The 16,821-nt window shown below is 52.9% G+C and carries 25 protein-coding genes; 24 read left to right on the top strand and 1 reads right to left on the bottom strand.

Annotated features, from left to right (window positions below; all coding sequences use genetic code 11):
• Positions 1–27 precede the first annotated feature (27 nt).
• The 16 genes from ACNQ0W_RS19545 (at position 28) to ACNQ0W_RS19470 (ending at position 8,136) form a co-directional block, all read left to right on the top strand.
• Positions 28–498, top strand: a complete 471-nt coding sequence (locus tag ACNQ0W_RS19545) for a YmfL family putative regulatory protein (RefSeq protein ID WP_219240959.1) — start codon at positions 28–30, stop codon at positions 496–498.
• A 240-nt stretch (positions 499–738) separates the two neighbouring features.
• Positions 739–951 carry a DUF4222 domain-containing protein gene (locus ACNQ0W_RS19540; protein WP_219240957.1) on the top strand — a complete coding sequence of 71 codons (213 nt, stop codon included), beginning with the start codon at positions 739–741 and terminating at the stop codon, positions 949–951.
• Positions 908–1,834, top strand: a complete 927-nt coding sequence (locus ACNQ0W_RS19535) for a conserved phage C-terminal domain-containing protein (protein WP_219240955.1) — start codon at positions 908–910, stop codon at positions 1,832–1,834. Before ACNQ0W_RS19540 ends, ACNQ0W_RS19535 begins: the two co-directional genes overlap by 44 nt.
• Entirely contained in the window at positions 1,831–2,325 is a 495-nt protein-coding gene (locus ACNQ0W_RS19530; RefSeq protein WP_219240953.1) for a hypothetical protein, read from the top strand. Before ACNQ0W_RS19535 ends, ACNQ0W_RS19530 begins: the two co-directional genes overlap by 4 nt.
• Positions 2,325–2,984 (top strand): MT-A70 family methyltransferase, encoded by a 660-nt coding sequence (locus ACNQ0W_RS19525; protein ID WP_219240951.1) that lies wholly within the window; start codon positions 2,325–2,327, stop codon positions 2,982–2,984. Before ACNQ0W_RS19530 ends, ACNQ0W_RS19525 begins: the two co-directional genes overlap by 1 nt.
• Complete coding sequence (locus ACNQ0W_RS19520; protein WP_219240949.1) at positions 2,981–3,229, top strand: hypothetical protein; 249 nt, start codon at positions 2,981–2,983, stop codon at positions 3,227–3,229. Before ACNQ0W_RS19525 ends, ACNQ0W_RS19520 begins: the two co-directional genes overlap by 4 nt.
• A complete protein-coding gene (locus ACNQ0W_RS19515; RefSeq protein WP_219240947.1) occupies positions 3,226–3,546 on the top strand; it encodes a LexA family transcriptional regulator in 321 nt (106 codons plus the stop codon). Before ACNQ0W_RS19520 ends, ACNQ0W_RS19515 begins: the two co-directional genes overlap by 4 nt.
• Positions 3,543–3,932, top strand: a complete 390-nt coding sequence (locus tag ACNQ0W_RS19510; protein WP_032619898.1) for a RusA family crossover junction endodeoxyribonuclease — start codon at positions 3,543–3,545, stop codon at positions 3,930–3,932. Before ACNQ0W_RS19515 ends, ACNQ0W_RS19510 begins: the two co-directional genes overlap by 4 nt.
• A gap of 39 nt (positions 3,933–3,971) precedes the next feature.
• Positions 3,972–4,673: a phage antirepressor KilAC domain-containing protein gene (locus ACNQ0W_RS19505; protein WP_417933233.1), complete on the top strand. Its 702-nt coding sequence runs from the start codon at positions 3,972–3,974 to the stop codon at positions 4,671–4,673.
• Positions 4,670–5,659 (top strand): DUF968 domain-containing protein, encoded by a 990-nt coding sequence (locus tag ACNQ0W_RS19500; protein WP_219240943.1) that lies wholly within the window; start codon positions 4,670–4,672, stop codon positions 5,657–5,659. Before ACNQ0W_RS19505 ends, ACNQ0W_RS19500 begins: the two co-directional genes overlap by 4 nt.
• A gap of 13 nt (positions 5,660–5,672) precedes the next feature.
• Positions 5,673–6,251, top strand: a complete 579-nt coding sequence (locus ACNQ0W_RS19495; protein WP_126328277.1) for a DUF1133 family protein — start codon at positions 5,673–5,675, stop codon at positions 6,249–6,251.
• 155 nt (positions 6,252–6,406) lie between these two features.
• Positions 6,407–6,802, top strand: coding sequence for a phage holin family protein (locus tag ACNQ0W_RS19490; protein WP_022648767.1), 396 nt, complete (start codon positions 6,407–6,409; stop codon positions 6,800–6,802).
• The gene (locus ACNQ0W_RS19485) at positions 6,789–7,070 is read left to right on the top strand and encodes a phage holin family protein (protein WP_022648766.1); all 282 of its coding nucleotides are present in this window, start codon (positions 6,789–6,791) and stop codon (positions 7,068–7,070) included. Before ACNQ0W_RS19490 ends, ACNQ0W_RS19485 begins: the two co-directional genes overlap by 14 nt.
• Entirely contained in the window at positions 7,070–7,696 is a 627-nt protein-coding gene (locus tag ACNQ0W_RS19480) for a glycoside hydrolase family 19 protein (protein WP_395236738.1), read from the top strand. Before ACNQ0W_RS19485 ends, ACNQ0W_RS19480 begins: the two co-directional genes overlap by 1 nt.
• A 7-nt stretch (positions 7,697–7,703) precedes the next feature.
• Entirely contained in the window at positions 7,704–7,979 is a 276-nt protein-coding gene (locus tag ACNQ0W_RS19475; RefSeq protein WP_219240940.1) for a hypothetical protein, read from the top strand.
• The gene (locus ACNQ0W_RS19470; RefSeq protein WP_246616019.1) at positions 7,930–8,136 is read left to right on the top strand and encodes a hypothetical protein; all 207 of its coding nucleotides are present in this window, start codon (positions 7,930–7,932) and stop codon (positions 8,134–8,136) included. Before ACNQ0W_RS19475 ends, ACNQ0W_RS19470 begins: the two co-directional genes overlap by 50 nt.
• Positions 8,137–8,158: 22 nt before the next feature.
• On the opposite strand, the gene ACNQ0W_RS19465 is transcribed toward ACNQ0W_RS19470, so the two are convergent.
• On the bottom strand, positions 8,159–8,509 hold the full coding sequence (locus ACNQ0W_RS19465; protein WP_219240938.1) for a hypothetical protein: 351 nt from the start codon (positions 8,507–8,509) through the stop codon (positions 8,159–8,161).
• A gap of 132 nt (positions 8,510–8,641) precedes the next feature.
• On the opposite strand from ACNQ0W_RS19465, the gene ACNQ0W_RS19460 reads away from it, so the two are divergent.
• The 8 genes from ACNQ0W_RS19460 to ACNQ0W_RS19425 all read left to right on the top strand — a co-directional run bounded on the left by ACNQ0W_RS19460 (position 8,642) and on the right by ACNQ0W_RS19425 (position 16,802).
• On the top strand, positions 8,642–10,099 hold the full coding sequence (locus ACNQ0W_RS19460; RefSeq protein ID WP_219240936.1) for a glycosyltransferase family 2 protein: 1,458 nt from the start codon (positions 8,642–8,644) through the stop codon (positions 10,097–10,099).
• Positions 10,081–10,674 carry a hypothetical protein gene (locus ACNQ0W_RS19455; RefSeq protein ID WP_219240934.1) on the top strand — a complete coding sequence of 198 codons (594 nt, stop codon included), beginning with the start codon at positions 10,081–10,083 and terminating at the stop codon, positions 10,672–10,674. The genes ACNQ0W_RS19460 and ACNQ0W_RS19455 overlap by 19 nt, the downstream gene beginning before the upstream one ends.
• Positions 10,674–11,024 (top strand): HNH endonuclease, encoded by a 351-nt coding sequence (locus ACNQ0W_RS19450; RefSeq protein WP_143346703.1) that lies wholly within the window; start codon positions 10,674–10,676, stop codon positions 11,022–11,024. Before ACNQ0W_RS19455 ends, ACNQ0W_RS19450 begins: the two co-directional genes overlap by 1 nt.
• A gap of 157 nt (positions 11,025–11,181) precedes the next feature.
• The gene (locus ACNQ0W_RS19445; protein ID WP_080327451.1) at positions 11,182–11,679 is read left to right on the top strand and encodes a phage terminase small subunit P27 family; all 498 of its coding nucleotides are present in this window, start codon (positions 11,182–11,184) and stop codon (positions 11,677–11,679) included.
• Complete coding sequence (locus ACNQ0W_RS19440) at positions 11,679–13,415, top strand: terminase large subunit (RefSeq protein ID WP_417933232.1); 1,737 nt, start codon at positions 11,679–11,681, stop codon at positions 13,413–13,415. Before ACNQ0W_RS19445 ends, ACNQ0W_RS19440 begins: the two co-directional genes overlap by 1 nt.
• A complete protein-coding gene (locus ACNQ0W_RS19435) occupies positions 13,415–14,719 on the top strand; it encodes a phage portal protein (RefSeq protein WP_053504436.1) in 1,305 nt (434 codons plus the stop codon). Before ACNQ0W_RS19440 ends, ACNQ0W_RS19435 begins: the two co-directional genes overlap by 1 nt.
• 13 nt (positions 14,720–14,732) lie before the next feature.
• Positions 14,733–15,581: a head maturation protease, ClpP-related gene (locus tag ACNQ0W_RS19430; RefSeq protein ID WP_417933231.1), complete on the top strand. Its 849-nt coding sequence runs from the start codon at positions 14,733–14,735 to the stop codon at positions 15,579–15,581.
• A 9-nt stretch (positions 15,582–15,590) separates the two neighbouring features.
• On the top strand, positions 15,591–16,802 hold the full coding sequence (locus ACNQ0W_RS19425; protein ID WP_023296252.1) for a phage major capsid protein: 1,212 nt from the start codon (positions 15,591–15,593) through the stop codon (positions 16,800–16,802).
• Positions 16,803–16,821: the final 19 nt, after the last annotated feature.

The following is a 16,821-nucleotide window of genomic DNA, read 5'->3' as shown; positions in this document are numbered from 1 at the left end:
TTACGTAACTACCAAAGGAAAAACAACATGGTAGAGCAAAGCCTGAAAGAAGTAGTGAAAGCGATGTGCAAAGCGTACCCCGGTGGCCGTGAGGCTATGGCCGGTGCTCTTGGCATGTCAGTAACGCAATTCAACAACAACCTGTACGAAAAGAATGGCTGCCGGTTCTTCGAAGTGAACGAGCTGGAAGCGATGGAAGATATTTCAAACACATCTCTCCTGGCGGATTACTTCGCTCAACGCCGAGGCGCTTTGCTGGTGGACGTTCCCCAACTTGAAGACCTGGACCGTGTCGATCTGTTTACCCGCGCAATGAGAACTGCGGCAGCGCGCGGTCAGGTTGATCAGATTATCCAGAAAGCCCTGGAAGACGGAGTGATTGAACCGCATGAAGCCGATGAGATTCACGAACATCACCGCCGTCACCTGGCAGCGCGTGAAGAAGAAATCCGCGCGATTGTCGCGCTGTTTAGCCGTAAGAAAAGCCAAAAGAAGTGACGCCCGCGAGTGTGCAGCTCCGGGCGTCGTGGCGTGTCGTATTCAGTGGAGAAACTAACGCATGAACAGTTTAAACCGATTGAGACCAGCGAAGCAATTCAGATGCCTTCCACTGGTGGGAAAAGACTCCCCGTTCGGCTATGTGGAGAGATTAAACGACCAGGCTTGTGCGAACAACTACCAGCCTGAGAACGCGATGGTAGAGGCTTTTGCTCAGATGAACGAGAAGGGGCGTGAGGAATGGCTGAAGTTGACCGGCGATTCAGAGACCACAGAGGCATCCCCGTCCACGTCGTCAGGTGGGAGCCACAGACTCGACGCGTTATATACCTTCGAGAAGGGTACGATCATGAGTGCTTCAGCCCTCTTGAACAATTCCAGCGTAAATTTACAGAGTTAAAGGACGACCATGAGCCTGTTGATGCCATCCCGGCCAATAGTGATAAACCCTGACCTTGCGTACAGCATTGGCCTTAATGAGGCCATTGCGTTGCAGCAGGTTAACTACTGGCTTAAAGAAACCACCTCCGGACTGGAGCGTGACGGCGTGCGCTGGATTTACAACACCAACGAGCAGTGGCTGGAGCAGTTCCCGTTCTGGTCTGAGTCTACTCTGAAGCGCACATTCACCCGCCTGAAGAACCTCGGCGTGCTCAAAGTTGAGCAGCTGAATAAGTCTCAGCGCGACATGACTAACTACTACACGATCAACTACGAAAGTGAGCTTTTAGATGAGGTCAAAGTGACTAAATCGAAGAGTTCAAATTGCACTCTTCCATCAGGTCAAAATGAACCGATGGAAGAGGTCAAAGTGAAACGCTCCATCGGGTCAAAACGAACCGCTCTCATCAGGTCAAATTGCACTGATGTTCTTACAGAGAATACAACAGAGAATACTACAGATATTAAAAACCCTATTTGTCCGGTTGCGCCGCAACCAGACGGTGATGTGTTGATCACCGATCAGGCTAAACAGGTTTTAACCCACCTGAACCAGGTGACCAGTTCGCGTTATCAGGTTTCAACAACCTCGCTGCAAAACATTCGTGCCCGAATTGGGGAAGGTTACACCGTTGACGAATTATCGCTGGTGGTGGACTACTGCAACGCAAAGTGGAGCGAAGACCTGACGATGTCTGCCTACCTTCGTCCCCAGACTCTTTTCCAGCCAACAAAGTTCCCTGGCTATCTGAAGTCAGCGAACAGCTGGGCCAAAGCTGGGCGTCCTCTACGCGTCAACGGAGAGTGGGCCCGAGAAGATGGCGTTTTCCGTTCCAGCTTCCAGAACACTGACTACAGCAAAATCCCCAACGGTTTCAGAGGAGCGAACTCATGAGCTTTCTCAAAACAATTCAGTTGTTCGTAGCCAAAAATCCTGGACTGACGAACAAGCAGATCGCCGCAGCACTGCCAGAGTACGAATTGCACAGTGTTCAGCGCGCAGTATGCCGCCTGGTCATGCTTAACCGCGCAGAGCGCAAAGGTGTGCGTCCTAACTTCCGTTACTACGCAAAAGCTCCGACAGGACCTATTGGGCCGATCATCCCACGCGCGCCGATGGAAAAAGCTGAAGTAATCCCTGAGCCAAAACAGGAAACAGCACCAAACCAAGCTGTCATTGCGATGATGGACAAGGCTAAAGAGTTATCTGACAAGGGGCTTTATCTGCGTGCTGCTACCGTTCTGATGGAGGCATTCAATCGCTCAAAGAACGAAACCATGCGAGCCAAAATTCTCAAAGAGCGTAAGCGCTGCCTGAGTATGGCACCGAGGGTTAAAACCACCGGTGATGGCTGGTGTCTGGCTGGCCGAGCGAGGAACGTCTGATGAAATACTCTCTGATTTACGCTGACCCAGCCTGGGAATACGGCAACACCGTCAGCAACGGCGCGGCTACTAATCACTACGGCACGATGAAGCTTATCGACATGAAGCGTCTTCCGGTCTGGGACCTTGCTGCAGATGATGCCGTTCTGGCCATGTGGTTCACCGGCACGCATACCCGCGAGGCAATCGAGCTTGCTGAGGCGTGGGGCTTTAAGGTCCGCACGATGAAGGGCTTCACCTGGGTGAAGCTCAACCAGCTAGCAGAGCAGCACATCAACAAAGCTCTTCAGGCTGGTGGAGTAGAGGACTTTTACGACTTCCTACACCTGCTTAACGAGCAGACCCGCATGAACGGCGGAAACTACACCCGAGCCAACACCGAAGATATGCTAATCGCCACCAGGGGGAACGGACTTGAGCGGAAGTGCGCCAGCATCAAGCAGGTTATCTACAGCCCACTCGGTGAGCACAGCCAGAAACCTGCAGAGGCGCGTTTCCGTCTGGAGAAGCTTTACGGTGGTGTTCCTCGCATCGAACTCTTCAGCCGTTGTGGCGCGCCTGGCTGGGACCATTGGGGTAATCAGGCCGAGTCAGCTGCAGTTGAATTGATTCCCGGCATTGCTGTTCCGGTGGCAATTAACCGGGAGCATGCAGCATGAAGAAACTATCAACCGAGCAGGATAACGCGGTTCGTGATGTTGCTCGTCAATGCAGCACCGCGCTTAAGAAAGCCATCACTGATAATCCCTCAGCAGGGTGGAACTCAATAGCAACGCCGATCCTGAAGGAATATCACGAGAAGGTTAAGCCCATGGGGGTAAGCCTAATTATGTTCTACAGCATCATCGGGCGGCTTAACGGTCGCTTTGGCCGCTACAAGGGCCGCATTGGGGAGGACTTATGAACGAGTTAACGCCACGTCAAAGTGAAGTGTATGAAGCTATCAAGGTTCACATCGAGAAGGTTGGCTTCCCACCAACTTTGATAGAGCTTGCTGAACTGATTGGTTGCTCATCGCAGAACGCTGCTGCTGAGCATGTGAAGGCGCTAAAGAAAAAAGGTTACCTCTCCATTGCTCCTGGCGTTGCCAGAGGCATTACCGTCGTCAAAACAGAATTGGATGCTGATCCGGTAGCGATCATTAAAGGCCTGTTATCCGGTGGAGACATGGCCAGAGATAACGCGGTGGAATGGCTGAAAAAGCAGGGAGTGACCTTATGAAACTAGTGCTCCCGTTCCCGCCGAGCGTAAACACATACTGGCGAGCCCCGAACAAGGGGCCGTTAAAAGGTCGCCATCTTATCAGCGCCAAAGGCAGGGCATATCAAAGCGCTGCCTGTGTGGCAATCGTCGAGCAGCTTCGCTTCCTTCCAAAGCCTTCAGCAGCACCGGCCGCCGTGGAAATTATGCTGTACCCACCAGATGAACGCCGCCGCGATATCGACAACTACAACAAGGCTCTGTTTGACGCTCTTACTCACGCTGGCATCTGGGAGGATGACAGTCAGGTGCAGCGAATGCTGGTGGAGTGGGGCCCTAAAGTACCCGGTGGACGAGTAGAGATATCGATCAAGAAACATGAACCTCTGGCGGGTGCAGCCGCCTGATAAGTGGAGAAGAGCATGAATCAGATGAATATCACCGTAATGTGTCCTACTCACCCCGTCGCCGCGATGGGACAGCAAATAACTATGTCCAGCCGTGAGATTGCTAAGCTGGTCGACTCTCGTCATAGCAACGTCTGCGTAACCATTGAGCGCCTCATGAACTCTGGTGTCATTGGGGGGTATGCTGCAATGCAGTACACCCACCCTCAAAACCAGCAGGTTTACCATTACTACGAAGTTAACAAGCGCGATAGCTACGTTATCGTCGCGCAGCTTTGCCCTGAGTTTACCGCCCGCCTTGTTGACCGCTGGCAGGAACTGGAGAGCGGAGCCGGGATTGTTGTGCCTCAAACTTTACCTGAAGCACTCCGCCTGGCCGCCGATCTTGCCGAACAGAAACAGCGCCTGAGTGAAGAGCTGGCCATCGCCGCGCCAAAGGCAGAATTTGTTGATCGCTACGTCAAAGCAACTGGCTCAATGACCTTCCGGCAGGTTGCCAAGCTCCTGAACGCTAAAGAACCAGAGTTCGCAATGTTCCTCATTGAGAACGGAATCATGTACCGCCTGAACCGCGTGCTTACTCCGAAGAGCAAGCACATCGAAGCAGGGCGCTTTGAAGTGAAGACCGGAACCACCAATCAGACCAACTACGCATTCAATCAGTCTCGCTTCACCGCGAAGGGCGTGCGCTGGATTGGTGGCCTGTGGGCTGAACATATCGCTAAGGGGCAAATTGCGTGAGAGCCATACTGACACCTGAAGTAGCGCCAATGTCCGGGGTGGTACTGTTCCGCCCAGGTAACGAATTGCTGTGGCTGTTTCGTCGTGGCCGGGTGGTGATTGAAACGCCTTCCGAGGCAATCCAGCACCTGCCATCTGGCCTGATTCCTGAAGCGCATCAGCCACTGACAGATGATGTCAGTATGCAGGAGCTATTCCTGAACGATCGGGTTATTCAGCGTGCTGGTGGGCTCAGCAGTCTTGATGCCTGGCTGGAAAGAAAATTCGAATGTCAGTGGCCCCACAATGACTGGCACTCAAAAGACTTTACGGTGATGCGTCACGCACCAGGAAGCATTCGCCTTTGCTGGGGATGTGATAACCAGTTGCGTGAACAAACGACTGAAAGACTGGCAGGAATTGCCATGCAGAACCTGGTAAAATGGCTACTCGAAAGGGTGAATATTATGCTGGGTTTCAGTGCTGACCACACCCTGACGTTGCCGGAGTTCTGCTGGTGGATGGTACGCAACGATTTGGCTGACCTTATTCCTGAGTCAGTGGCGAGCAAAGCCCTCAGGATTAAGCCTGAATCGCATAGTTCCGTAATGCGGGAAAGTGACATTATTCCTTCGTTACCGGCGACTGAAATCCTCCAGGAGAAGGTGAAAAAGGTTGTCTCCGTTAAGGTAGACCCTGAATCACCGGAATCTTTCATGCTGAGGCCAAAGCGCCGCCGCTGGGAGAACGATAAATACACCCGCTGGGTGAAGTCGCAGCAGTGCAGTTGCTGCAATAACCCGGCAGACGACCCCCACCACCTAATAGGCCACGGGCAGGGTGGAATGGGTACCAAAGCGCACGACCTGTTTGTGATACCGCTGTGCAGAGCGCATCACGATGAGTTGCACGCTGATCCTGTGGCATTTGAAGCGAAGCACGGCGACCAGTTGGTGCTGTTGTTTCGGTTTTTAGATCGTGCGCTGGAAATCGGCGTACTGGCGTAAGTGGAGACGCAACATGATCAATCCTTCAGAAGTTGGCAAATCAGGCGAGATGGTTCGCCTTCGCACTCTCGAAAGCATCTGGGTACAGGGTAAGCTCCGCATGTGGGGCCGCTGGTCTTATATCGGTGGCGGCTCTGGCGGAAACATGTTTAACCAGTTGCTTGCATCCGGGAAAATCACTAAGACAGCAATCAACGATGCGCTTCGCCGCATGAAGAAATCCGGTATCACTAAACCTGAACTGGAAGCATACCTTCGCGAAATCCTCGACAGCAAAAACAAAAGTGGGCTGGCGTTCTGTTCCGACGAAGAGGGCCTGAAGGTGGATGGCGTTATTGCTTCGGTCCTGATGAATGATGAATACCGTGGGCTGTATGGCGTAATAGTTGACCGTCACCGGCTGCGCAAGAGCAAACTGCAGATGGCAAATGAGCTGAATGCAAAACACCCTGACTGGACCCTAATCACTTGCCGCCGCCGTATCGACACATGGGTAAGTTTGGCAGAATCGATCCTGTACGCTCCACTTTGTGATGCGTTTGGCACAAATAGCGACAGATTTAAGTTGCAGAGTGAGCAAGAAAGTGCTTAAATTGTGTTAGGCTCGGGACAGTAAAGCGTACTGAGCAACAGAACAAAACATAAACCCGCCACTGCTGCGGGTTTTTTATTTTAAGGGCTGCCTACGGGCGGCCTTTTTTGTTTCCCCTCGTTCTGAGAGGACTCACGGCAATAAGAGGGGGCTAAATGTCCGATCCTGTTTCTGGCACTACAGTAGCGGCTGGTGGTCTGATGGGAGCCAGCATGTTCGGCCTGGCAACCGGCATAGACTACGGTGTGGTGTTTGGCGCATTCGCTGGTGCGGTGTTCTACGTCGCTACGGCGGTTAATATCAGCCGACTTAAGCTGGTGGGCTACTTCATCACCTCATTCATCTTCGGCGTTATCGGCGCTCCACTGCTTGGCTCTTACTTCTCCAAGTGGACGGGGTATAGCGACAGGCCACTTGATGCGCTGGGCGCGGTAATCGTAGCCGCTATTGCTATTAAGCTGCTGACGTTCGTCAACAGCCAGGATTTGGGTAGCCTGTTTGGAATTCTCTCGCGTTTACGTGGTGGAGGGGCCAGCAATGGTAACAAGTGATCCGAGTGCGATGGCAAACGCAATTATCTCTGCTGTTATCGTTATTGCACTGATGTTCTACCAGCGCGGCGGGGCGAGACATCGCCCTCTGATATCGCTGATGGCTTATTTCACGGTGCTGGTTTACGCCAGCGTCCCTTTCCGTTACCTGTTCGGCCTGTACCATGAATCACACTGGTTCGTGGTGCTGGTGAACGTCCTCATTTGCGCCGCCGTTCTCTGGGCTCGGGGAAATGTAGCGCGCCTGGTTGATGCACTGAGGCACTAATGAACCAATCACAATTTCAAAAGGCGGCAGGGCTAAGCGCCGAGTTAGCTGCGCGCTGGTTTCAGCCAGTAAGTGATGCGATGAAAGAATTCGGCATCACCAAGCCGGTAGACCAGGCCATGTTCATTGCGCAGGCTGGGCATGAGTCGACAGGATTCACCCGGCTGCAGGAAAACTTCAATTACAGCGTAGTCGGGTTGGCAAACTTCATTCGAGCTGGACGCATCACACAGGACCAGGCTAATACGCTGGGGCGCCGACCTGATGAACGAGCATTACCAATTGAGCGTCAGCGTGCCATTGCTAACTTGGTATACAGCAAACGCTACGGTAACAACGCGCCAGGTGATGGATGGAAATACCGTGGGCGTGGACTCATTGGCATCACGTTCCTGGATAACTATCGTGACTGCGGCAATGCCCTGAAGGTTGATCTGGTTCAGCAGCCTGAGCTGTTAGCCGAACCCATTTATGCAGCCAGAAGCGCGGCATGGTTCTTCGTTACAAAGGGATGCCTGAACTATTCAGATAACCTGCTGCAGGTGACGAAGATTATCAACGGCGGAACGAATGGACTGGAAGATCGTCGCGCTCGCTTCGGGCAGGCCAAAACGTTACTGGTGTGAGGTTGATATGGGATTAGAAACGATTATCGGTATTGCTGCACTGGTCATGGCTGCTATAGCTGGTGCCTTTGGCATTGGTCATTCACGAGGCACCAGCAAAGCGGAAGCCAAAGCAGACCAGCAGCGCACCGAAGAAAAGGCCGCGGCAACGGTCGCAGCAGCAGAACGCAGGGTAGAGACAACGAAAGAGGCCAGCAATGTACAGCAGACTGTTAACCATATGCCTGGCGACGATGTTGATCGCGAGCTGCGTGACACGTGGAAGCGTCCCGGTGGTGGTTGATACCGCCTGTGATTGGGTAAAGCCAATCTACCTGACCGATCACGACATCGACGTTCTTGACCGCCAGACGAAGAAAGACATCCTGGCGCATAACAAAGCGTGGCAGGCTAACTGCCAGAGTGAAATAAATATACCCCCTCGTAAAGATAGTAATTAATCCTCTTAAGGGGATATGTTTTTTATCGTGAGATAAATTTAATGAACTCAATAATCGCTGTGGCAACAGTAACGGTGTTTGCTCCGTTAGCTATCCAGGCGCTTAAACCTGATTTCTTGAGCTTTCGGGCTAAGGTTTCAGGTTTCGGGTCTTCTGTTTTTTGGGTTTCTTCAATCAAAAGACGTAATTTTTGAATGTTAACACCCTGCTTAAAGAAAGCTAAAACTTCTTCAGGCACACCTGAATCAAGCTCCATCGCTTTGCCATTGCCTTGAAAAATGGAACCATGTGATTCGATGTCTACATCACCTGAAGCTTTAATTCCAACACCATTATCAATAAAAACATTACCAAAAAGTCTAGCTTTGACCATATCGATTATCTCTTAGTTAATGCTGTGTGGGGTTTCAGTAATAATGTCTTACTGAGATTAAAAATTTTACCCTATCCGCAATGCAAGATCCTTTCTGTATTTTTGCATAAATGCTAAATCGCTGGAGTTGCGATGAATGTCACAATTAACGGTGTCCAGTATGCCCCCGTCTATAATTCTTATGCTCGTATTGGTATAGCCATAACCACGCATAATCGCGCTAACGCCCTGAGCCGCGCATTGATTCAACATTTGCAATTTTTACCAACCGGCGCGCTGGTGGTTGTTATCGATGATGGTTCAAAACCTGCGGCGGTAGTTCCAGACGGCGTTCAGCTGCTTCGCCATGAAACATCCCTAGGCATTGTTGCTTCGAAGAACGCCAGTCTGTCAGCCCTGATGGATGCCGGGTGCGAGCATCTTTTTCTGTGGGATGATGATGCCTGGCCCATTGCAGATAACTGGCATCTTCCCTACATCGAATCACCCGAGCCACACCTGGCTTATCAGTTTCTCGATCTGGCTGGCCGCAATAAGCTGAATGACCTTTCGGTGCTTTACCGTGACGATCAGCATGTGGCGTATACCGGGCAGCGCGGCGTGATGCTGTATTACCACCGCAGCGCTATCGAGAAGGTGGGCGGATTCGATCCGGTTTATGGTCGCGGCATGTACGAGCACAGCGACCTCGCCCTGCGCATTCATAACGCTGGATTGACTACTTGGGCTTATGCCGATGTGAAAGGCTCCGAAAAGCTGATCCATTCTCTCGATGAGCATGAAGCTGTGGATCGTTCGGTACCGAGGCCCGACCGCCAGGCGCTGGTGGAACGTAATGTGAAGATCCACAACGAACGACGTGATACCGGCTTTACCGGTTACGTTGAATATCGGCGTCAGCGTGACGTAGTTATCACTACGTTACTGACCAGCCAGCCTGACCCTCAGCGCGATACGAAAATGACGGCCTCGCCTGACATGCTGACCAGGTGGGCGGCATCGCTTCGGAATTGTGGCCGTATTGCGCTGGTGGATGAATTACTGACGGCCCCGGCAGATGTTGAGCTGTATCTCGTACCTGACGTGAAGATGAATGTCTACTTTCGTCGCTGGCTGCACATCTGGCAGCACCTGCGAGATCACCCTGAATACCGGTTCGTCTGGTGTACTGATGGTACCGATGTCGAAATGCTTCACGCGCCGTGGGAAGAAATGGAACCCGGAAAGGTGTATGTCGGTTCTGAACCGAAGACCTACTCCGACACCTGGGCAAAGCAGAATCATCCTGAGCGCATCTATCAGGAATTCATTGAATCGCACCGCGGCGATGTGATGCTTAACGCTGGCCTGCTGGGTGGCACACGCGCTGATGTAATGGCGTTCGCTCACGGCATCATCCGTCTTTACTACCGGATCGAAAGTTATCGTTTCTGGAAGAAAGAACAGGCTGGCGCCGCGGTGGGTGACATGCTGGCGTTCGGTATTGTAGCGCAGTCATTTGCTGGCAGGCTGGTCACCGGCCCTCTGGTGCATACAGTGTTCAAAACTCATGGTATCGGTAAGGAGGCCGCATGGTGGAAACACAAGTGAAATTTGTTGTGGTTGGCCATCACTCTCGCATAGGTCATGCGCAACGACTTGCGGCGCTGCTGGATGCTCATCTGCTTATTGATTACGGTAACCACGGCGCTAACTGGAATCATCGGCGTGCGCTTGAATGGGCAGCAGAACAAACATGCCGGGTAATTGTTGTTGAAGATGATGCTCAGCCTTCAAGCAGTCTTACTGTACTGGTGATAGGTCACTGGCTAAACCGCTTCCCTGATTCTCTGGTGAGTTTTTATCTCGGTACTGGCCGCCCACCTCAGTATCAAATGCAGATAGCCGAGCGGCTGATTCTTGCTGATAAAACCAATGCTGACTACATCACGCTGCCGCGACTGATACACGGGGTGTGCTATAGCGTACCTCCGCAACATATCAACCGCGTGTTGTCTCGATGGGACAGCAGTAAGCCCGCTGATTATGCCGTTGGTGATGCCTGGGGCGGTGCAGTTGTCTATCCGTGTTACTCGCTGGTGGACCATGCAGACTTTGAATCAGTCGAGTGTCACCCTGACTCAGCACCACGCACAGAGCGCCGCAGGGCGTGGAGGTTAGCCTGATGCCTGCGTTAATACCGAGAGCATGCCGCAAGCGTGGCTGCCCTGGCACAACCACAGACCGCTCAGGCTATTGTCCCAGGCACCTTAATGAAGGCTGGCAGCAGCATCAGCGAGGACAGAGCAGGCATCAGCGAGGTTATGGCAGCAAGTGGGACAGGCTGCGCCCAATCGTTCTCGACAGAGATAAACACCTTTGTCAGGAATGCCTGCGAAATGGAAGGTATACACCCGCTGAGACGGTGGACCACATCACCGCCAAAGCAAATGGGGGGACCGATGACCTGTCCAACCTCGAAAGCCTCTGCAAGCCCTGCCACAGGGCGAAGACAGCGGTCGAAAGACTCAAATGACATCAATTATCATTTGAATCAGCCAGGGGGGAGGGCGGGTTGAAAGTTCAGGAACGACGCGCCAAAGGACCGCCGCCTAACCTCTTTTCACATCGCCGCAGGTTAGAAAACTTTTTTATGGGGTCCCCCACTCGATGATTAATAGGAGTTTTCGATTATGTCTGGACCACCGAAAACCCCGACCCATCTACGTTTGGTGAGGGGTAACCCATCAAAACGCCCGATTAATGAAAACGAACCAAAGCCAACTCCAGGGGTACCCCCAACGCCGAAGCATTTCGACAAGCAGGGGAAATACTGGTTCAGGCGTATGGCTGAAGAGCTCGATGCGCTTGGCGTCATGTCGCAGCTGGACGCGAGAGCGCTTGAGCTTCTGGTTGAGGTTTACACCGAGTACCGGCATCACTGCGATACGCTGGAGAGAGAAGGCTACACCTACGCCGTTTATAGCGACGAAGAGCCAGACGAAGGCAAAGAGCGAGAGATTCGCATGATCAAGGCTCACCCGGCCGCCATTATGAAAGCTGATGCCTGGAAACGTCTGCGCGCCATGCTCGGTGAGTTCGGCATGACGCCAGCCAGCCGCTCTAAAGTGAATGCAAAAGGTCCTGATGCGGTTGATCCGCTGGCCGAGTTTATGAAAGCGAGGGATTAATGGCTAAGGTTGCAGAAGGCATCCGCTACGCCGAGAGGGTGGTGGCGGGGGAAATTATTGCCTGTGAGTTTGTGCGTCTTGCCTGTCAGCGTTTTCTTGACGATCTGGCACACGGCGAAGAGCGCGGAATTTTTTTTAGTGAGCCCCGCGCGCAGCACATCCTGAATTTCTATAAGTTTGTGCCTCACGTAAAGGGCGCGCTGGCAGGCCAGCCTATTGAGCTGATGGACTGGCATGTTTTCATCCTGATTAATATTTTTGGTTTTGTTATCCCGCTGGTTAACGAGGAAACGGGAGAAACCGTTTTGCGTAACGACGGCAGCGGTCGTCCAGTAATGGTTCGGCGCTTCCGTACAGCAGATGTTGAGGTGGCCCGTAAAAATGCCAAATCAACGCTTTGCTCCGGCGTGGGGCTTTATATGGCTGGTGCCGACGGCGAGGGCGGTGCGGAGGTTTATTCCGCTGCAACCACCCGTGACCAGGCACGAATTGTTTTTGAAGACGCGAAGAATATGGTCAAGAAGGCGAAAGCCACTCTTGGGCGGATCTTCGAATTCAACAAGCTCGCTATCTACCAGGAGCAAACGGCCTCCAAATTCGAGCCATTATCATCAGATGCGAACAACCTCGATGGACTGAACATCCACTGCGCCATCGTCGACGAGCTGCATGCGCACAAAACCCGTGACGTCTGGGACGTTCTGGAGACGGCAACCGGCGCGCGTCTGCAATCGCTGCTTTTCGGTATCACCACTGCCGGTTTCAACAAAGAAGGCATCTGCTACGAATTGCGTGATTACGCCATCAAGGTGCTGCGTGGACTGGTAAAAGACGATACGTTTTTTGCCATCATCTACACCTTAGATGAAGGTGACGATCCCTTTGATGAAAAAGTGTGGCAGAAGGCGAATCCGGGGCTGGGTATCTGTAAGCGCTGGGATGACCTGCGCCGCCTGGCTAAAAAGGCGAAAGAGCAGGTTTCAGCCAGAATTAACTTTTTCACCAAGCACATGAATATCTGGGTTACCGCTGAGTCAGCCTGGATGGACATGATGAAATGGGAGAAATGCGAGTTTATCGCCCCGCTGCACGAACTTAAAACCTATCCCTCCTGGGTGGGCGTTGACCTGTCAAACAAAATTGATATCTGTGCGGCCGCTAAAGTCTGGCGGGCGCCAGATGGCCACGTTCATGCGGATTTCAAATTCTGGCTACCGGAAGGACGCCTTGAGAAATGTTCACGCCAGATGGCAGAGCTCTATCGTAAGTGGGCCGGGATGGACAAGCTGATCCTTACCGACGGGGATGTAATCGACCATGCTCAGATTAAGGAAGAGCTACAGCTGTGGGTTGCTGGCGAGAGCCTGAAAGAAATCGGCTTTGACCCGTGGAGTGCGACGCAGTTCAGCCTTGCGCTGGCAGAAGAAGGGTTGCCGCTGGTGGAAGTGCCGCAGACGGTTCGCAATTTCTCTGAGGCGATGAAAGAGGTCGAAGCGCTGGTATACGGTGGCCGCTTCCATCACAGCGATCACCCGGTGATGAACTGGATGATGTCCAACGTAACCGTCAAACCGGACCGGAACGAGAACATATTCCCGAATAAGTCCACACCTGAGGCCAAGATTGATGGCCCTGCGGCCTTGTTCACAGCAATGAGCCGCGTTCTGGTTAACGGTGGCAACGACCAGCAGGATCTCTCCGGATTCTTCAATAATCCCATCATGGTAGGTTTCTGATGAAAAAAAACAAACGGCCAGGCAGGGTTAAAAGTGCTCTGCTTAACTGGCTTGGTGTGCCTATCAGCCTGACTACCGGCACGTTCTGGGAGGAATGGTTTGGTACCAGCAGCAGCGGAAAGGTGGTAACGGCCGATAAGGCCATCCAGCTATCGGCTGTGTGGGCATGCGTAAGGCTGTTAAGCGAGTCTATTTCAACACTTCCGCTGAAAATATACGTTCGACAGCCTGACGGTTCGCGTAAAGCGGCAACCGATCATCCGGCCTACTCGATACTATGCCGCCGACCCAATTCAGAAATGACACCATCACGATTTATGTTGATGGTGGTCGCCAGTATTTGCCTGCGCGGGAACGCCTTCATTGAGAAGAAATTCATCGCAAACCGCCTGGTTTCGCTGGTGCCTTTGCTGCCGCAGAACATGGTGGTTAAACGTCTCACGACCGGGGCGCTGGAATACAAATACACTGAAAACGGTAACGAGCGAGTCATTCCCGTCAAAAACATCATGCACATTCGCGGGTTCGGTCTTGACGGCGTTTGCGGCATGATGCCGATGAAAACAGGCCGGGATGTGATCGGTTCTGCAATGGCGGTTGAGGAGTCTGCTGCGAAGATATTTGAACAGGGGCTTCAGAGTTCAGGTTTTCTCTCCGCTGAGAATGCGCTGACTGACGAACAACGTGAAAGACTTCGCAGCTACATGGCTGCATTTACCGGTTCAAAAAACGCCGGGAAAATCATGGTGCTTGAAGGCGGATTGAAGTACCAGGGCGTCACCATGAATCCCGAAGACGCCCAGATGCTGGAAAGCCGCGCCTTTAGCATTGAGGAGATCTGCCGCTGGTTTCGCGTTCCGCCTTTCATGGTCGGTCACACCACGAAGCAAAGCAGCTGGGCATCCAGTCTGGAGGGCATGAACCTCCAGTTCCTGACACATACCCTGCGCCCCCTGCTGGTGAACATAGAGCAGGAAATAGGGCGGTGCCTGCTGGACAGCGATGATGAGGTGTTCGCGGAGTTCTCTGTAGAAGGACTGCTGCGCGCCGACAGCGCGGGCCGTGCTGCGTACTATACCAGCGCGCTCCAGAATGGGTGGATGTCCCGCAATGACGTGCGCCGTCTTGAGAATATGCCACCGATTGAAGGGGGTGACATTTACACCGTTCAGCTCAACCTGACGCAACTGAAAAATCTCGAAAGCAGCAATCCTGCTGTTCAGGCTCTGGCCCTGAGAGAACTGCATAACCACATATTCCCTGATATTTCCTTTGAACAATCTCCGCTGAAACAGGCCGCTTAGGAGCACTTTCCTGATGAGCAAAAAACAACTTCCGGCAGCACCGGCGGGTCGCCCCTGCGCGCGAGTCACCTGTGAAACTTTACCCTCCGCCCTGGATCGCTGGGATGGCGGGATCAAAGCCGCGTCCACCGACGACAACAGTATTTCTGTTTTTGATGTGATCGGGCAGGACTACTGGGGTGAAGGCGTAACAGCCAAACGTATCGCCGGTGCGCTACGGGCGATGAATGGCGCCGACGTCACGGTCAATATCAACTCCCCTGGCGGTGACATGTTCGAAGGCCTGGCAATCTACAACCTTCTACGTGAATACGAAGGCCGTGTGACGGTGAAGGTGCTCGGTATCGCCGCCAGCGCTGCCTCAGTCATTGCGATGGCCGGGGATGATATTCAGATCGGTCGTGGTGCCTTCCTGATGATCCACAACTGCTGGTTCTACGCGATGGGTAACCGCCATGACTTCGCGGAACTGGCACAGTCTCTGGAGCCCTTCGATAACGCTATGGCAGACATCTACGCGGCGCGTTCCGGCCTTGATATGGCAGCCGTTCAGAAACTGATGGATGCCGAGAGTTACATCGGTGGCAGTGACGCTGTGGCGAAGGGACTGGCAGACAGCCTGCTTTCTGCTGATGCGGTCAGTGATGGCGATGAATCACCCGCGGCCGCGCTTCGAAAACTTGATGCGCTGCTGGCTAAAACCAACACCCCGCGCTCTGAGCGCAGAAAACTCATTAAAGCCTTATCCGGTGGCATGCCTGGCGCTGTCACCACCAACGACGGTACGCCGGGCGCTGCCGAAGAGATCAAACCTGAAACCCTCAATTCACTTGAAAGCGCTCTTGCGGCGTTAGTCAAATAAGGACCCTTTATGTCTGAAGTAAACGAAATTCTGAAAAAAGTCACTGCCAGCATTGAAGATGCAACCAGCAAATTCAACGCGAAAGCAGAAGAGGCACTGACCGAAGCGAAAAAGAATGGTCAGCTCTCAGCTCAGACCAAAGATGTTGTAGATAAAATGGCGACAGAGCTCAATGCTCTTAAGGAAGCTGAAAAAACCCTTAAGGCCAGCCTTGGTGAGCTGGAACAGCATGTTGCCCAAATGCCATTGAACAACGCTGCTAAAGTTACCGAAACTGTTGGACAGGTGGTGATTAATAGCGAGGCGTTGAAGGCCTTTGCCGCGAGCGTTGAAGGCAATAAGCGCGTAAGCGTCCCAGTTCACGCGGCCTTGCTTTCTACAGATGTTGCAGATGGCGTGGTTGAACCACAGCGACTGCCTGGCATCGACACAGCACCAAAACAGCGTCTCTTCATTCGTGATCTGATTGCGCCTGGCCGCACATCTTCACCGGCTATTTTCTGGGTGCAGCAAACGGGCTTTACCAATGCAGCGAAAGTCGTTGCAGAGGGGACTGCCAAACCTTACAGCGATATTGAATTCGCAACTAAAATCACGCCGGTGACAACCATCGCGCACATGTTTAAGGCATCCAAGCAGATCCTTGACGATTTCGCTCAACTCCAGTCTACGGTTGACGCTGAGATGCGTTACGGCCTGAAATATGTTGAGGAACAGGAAATCTTGTTCGGCGACGGAACTGGTGTGCACCTGCACGGCATCGTTCCTCAGGCCTCAGCATTCGACCCGGCATTTTCTGTTGAGAGCCAGAACGGGATTGATGATCTGCGCCTGGCAATGCTTCAGGCTCAACTGGCTCGTTTCCCTGCATCTGGCCACGTTCTGCACTTCATCGACTGGGCGAAAATTGAGCTCACGAAAGACAGTCTGGGCCGCTATATCCTGGCTAACCCGGCATCTCTGACTGGCCCTACGCTTTGGGGGCTTCCGGTGGTAGCAACTGAGGCAGCAGCTTTCCAGGGCAAATTCCTGACAGGCGCATTCAATGCCGCAGCTCAACTGTTCGATCGTGAAGATGCCAACGTGGTTATCTCCACCGAAAACGCCGACGACTTCGAGAAAAACATGATCTCCATTCGCTGCGAAGAACGTCTGGCGCTGGCTGTGAAACGCCCTGAAGCGTTCGTGTACGGTTCATTCAGCACCGGCGCGGGTAGCTGATAACTATTGCGGCCTTCGG

Origin of the sequence: Enterobacter cloacae complex sp. 6730903 (assembly GCF_048283985.1) — a bacterium.
In the GTDB taxonomy this organism is placed as follows: Bacteria; Pseudomonadota; Gammaproteobacteria; order Enterobacterales; family Enterobacteriaceae; genus Enterobacter; species Enterobacter hormaechei_C.
This window is presented reverse-complemented; position numbering and strand designations above follow the sequence as displayed.

What these genes read in the sequence shown, in the direction of transcription:
- ACNQ0W_RS19430 (WP_417933231.1), top strand. Translation starts at nt 14,733, where the DNA reads ATGAGCAAAAAACAACTTCCGGCAGCACCGGCGGGTCGCCCCTGCGCG.
- ACNQ0W_RS19505 (WP_417933233.1), top strand. Translation starts at nt 3,972, where the DNA reads ATGTGTCCTACTCACCCCGTCGCCGCGATGGGACAGCAAATAACTATG.
- ACNQ0W_RS19455 (WP_219240934.1), top strand. Translation starts at nt 10,081, where the DNA reads ATGGTGGAAACACAAGTGAAATTTGTTGTGGTTGGCCATCACTCTCGC.
- ACNQ0W_RS19525 (WP_219240951.1), top strand. Translation starts at nt 2,325, where the DNA reads ATGAAATACTCTCTGATTTACGCTGACCCAGCCTGGGAATACGGCAAC.
- ACNQ0W_RS19515 (WP_219240947.1), top strand. Translation starts at nt 3,226, where the DNA reads ATGAACGAGTTAACGCCACGTCAAAGTGAAGTGTATGAAGCTATCAAG.
- ACNQ0W_RS19540 (WP_219240957.1), top strand. Translation starts at nt 739, where the DNA reads ATGGCTGAAGTTGACCGGCGATTCAGAGACCACAGAGGCATCCCCGTC.
- ACNQ0W_RS19520 (WP_219240949.1), top strand. Translation starts at nt 2,981, where the DNA reads ATGAAGAAACTATCAACCGAGCAGGATAACGCGGTTCGTGATGTTGCT.
- ACNQ0W_RS19460 (WP_219240936.1), top strand. Translation starts at nt 8,642, where the DNA reads ATGAATGTCACAATTAACGGTGTCCAGTATGCCCCCGTCTATAATTCT.
- ACNQ0W_RS19475 (WP_219240940.1), top strand. Translation starts at nt 7,704, where the DNA reads ATGGGATTAGAAACGATTATCGGTATTGCTGCACTGGTCATGGCTGCT.
- ACNQ0W_RS19530 (WP_219240953.1), top strand. Translation starts at nt 1,831, where the DNA reads ATGAGCTTTCTCAAAACAATTCAGTTGTTCGTAGCCAAAAATCCTGGA.
- ACNQ0W_RS19495 (WP_126328277.1), top strand. Translation starts at nt 5,673, where the DNA reads ATGATCAATCCTTCAGAAGTTGGCAAATCAGGCGAGATGGTTCGCCTT.
- ACNQ0W_RS19440 (WP_417933232.1), top strand. Translation starts at nt 11,679, where the DNA reads ATGGCTAAGGTTGCAGAAGGCATCCGCTACGCCGAGAGGGTGGTGGCG.
- ACNQ0W_RS19445 (WP_080327451.1), top strand. Translation starts at nt 11,182, where the DNA reads ATGTCTGGACCACCGAAAACCCCGACCCATCTACGTTTGGTGAGGGGT.
- ACNQ0W_RS19510 (WP_032619898.1), top strand. Translation starts at nt 3,543, where the DNA reads ATGAAACTAGTGCTCCCGTTCCCGCCGAGCGTAAACACATACTGGCGA.
- ACNQ0W_RS19485 (WP_022648766.1), top strand. Translation starts at nt 6,789, where the DNA reads ATGGTAACAAGTGATCCGAGTGCGATGGCAAACGCAATTATCTCTGCT.
- ACNQ0W_RS19425 (WP_023296252.1), top strand. Translation starts at nt 15,591, where the DNA reads ATGTCTGAAGTAAACGAAATTCTGAAAAAAGTCACTGCCAGCATTGAA.
- ACNQ0W_RS19480 (WP_395236738.1), top strand. Translation starts at nt 7,070, where the DNA reads ATGAACCAATCACAATTTCAAAAGGCGGCAGGGCTAAGCGCCGAGTTA.
- ACNQ0W_RS19465 (WP_219240938.1), bottom strand. Translation starts at nt 8,509, where the DNA reads ATGGTCAAAGCTAGACTTTTTGGTAATGTTTTTATTGATAATGGTGTT.
- ACNQ0W_RS19490 (WP_022648767.1), top strand. Translation starts at nt 6,407, where the DNA reads ATGTCCGATCCTGTTTCTGGCACTACAGTAGCGGCTGGTGGTCTGATG.
- ACNQ0W_RS19450 (WP_143346703.1), top strand. Translation starts at nt 10,674, where the DNA reads ATGCCTGCGTTAATACCGAGAGCATGCCGCAAGCGTGGCTGCCCTGGC.
- ACNQ0W_RS19470 (WP_246616019.1), top strand. Translation starts at nt 7,930, where the DNA reads ATGTTGATCGCGAGCTGCGTGACACGTGGAAGCGTCCCGGTGGTGGTT.
- ACNQ0W_RS19545 (WP_219240959.1), top strand. Translation starts at nt 28, where the DNA reads ATGGTAGAGCAAAGCCTGAAAGAAGTAGTGAAAGCGATGTGCAAAGCG.
- ACNQ0W_RS19435 (WP_053504436.1), top strand. Translation starts at nt 13,415, where the DNA reads ATGAAAAAAAACAAACGGCCAGGCAGGGTTAAAAGTGCTCTGCTTAAC.
- ACNQ0W_RS19535 (WP_219240955.1), top strand. Translation starts at nt 908, where the DNA reads ATGAGCCTGTTGATGCCATCCCGGCCAATAGTGATAAACCCTGACCTT.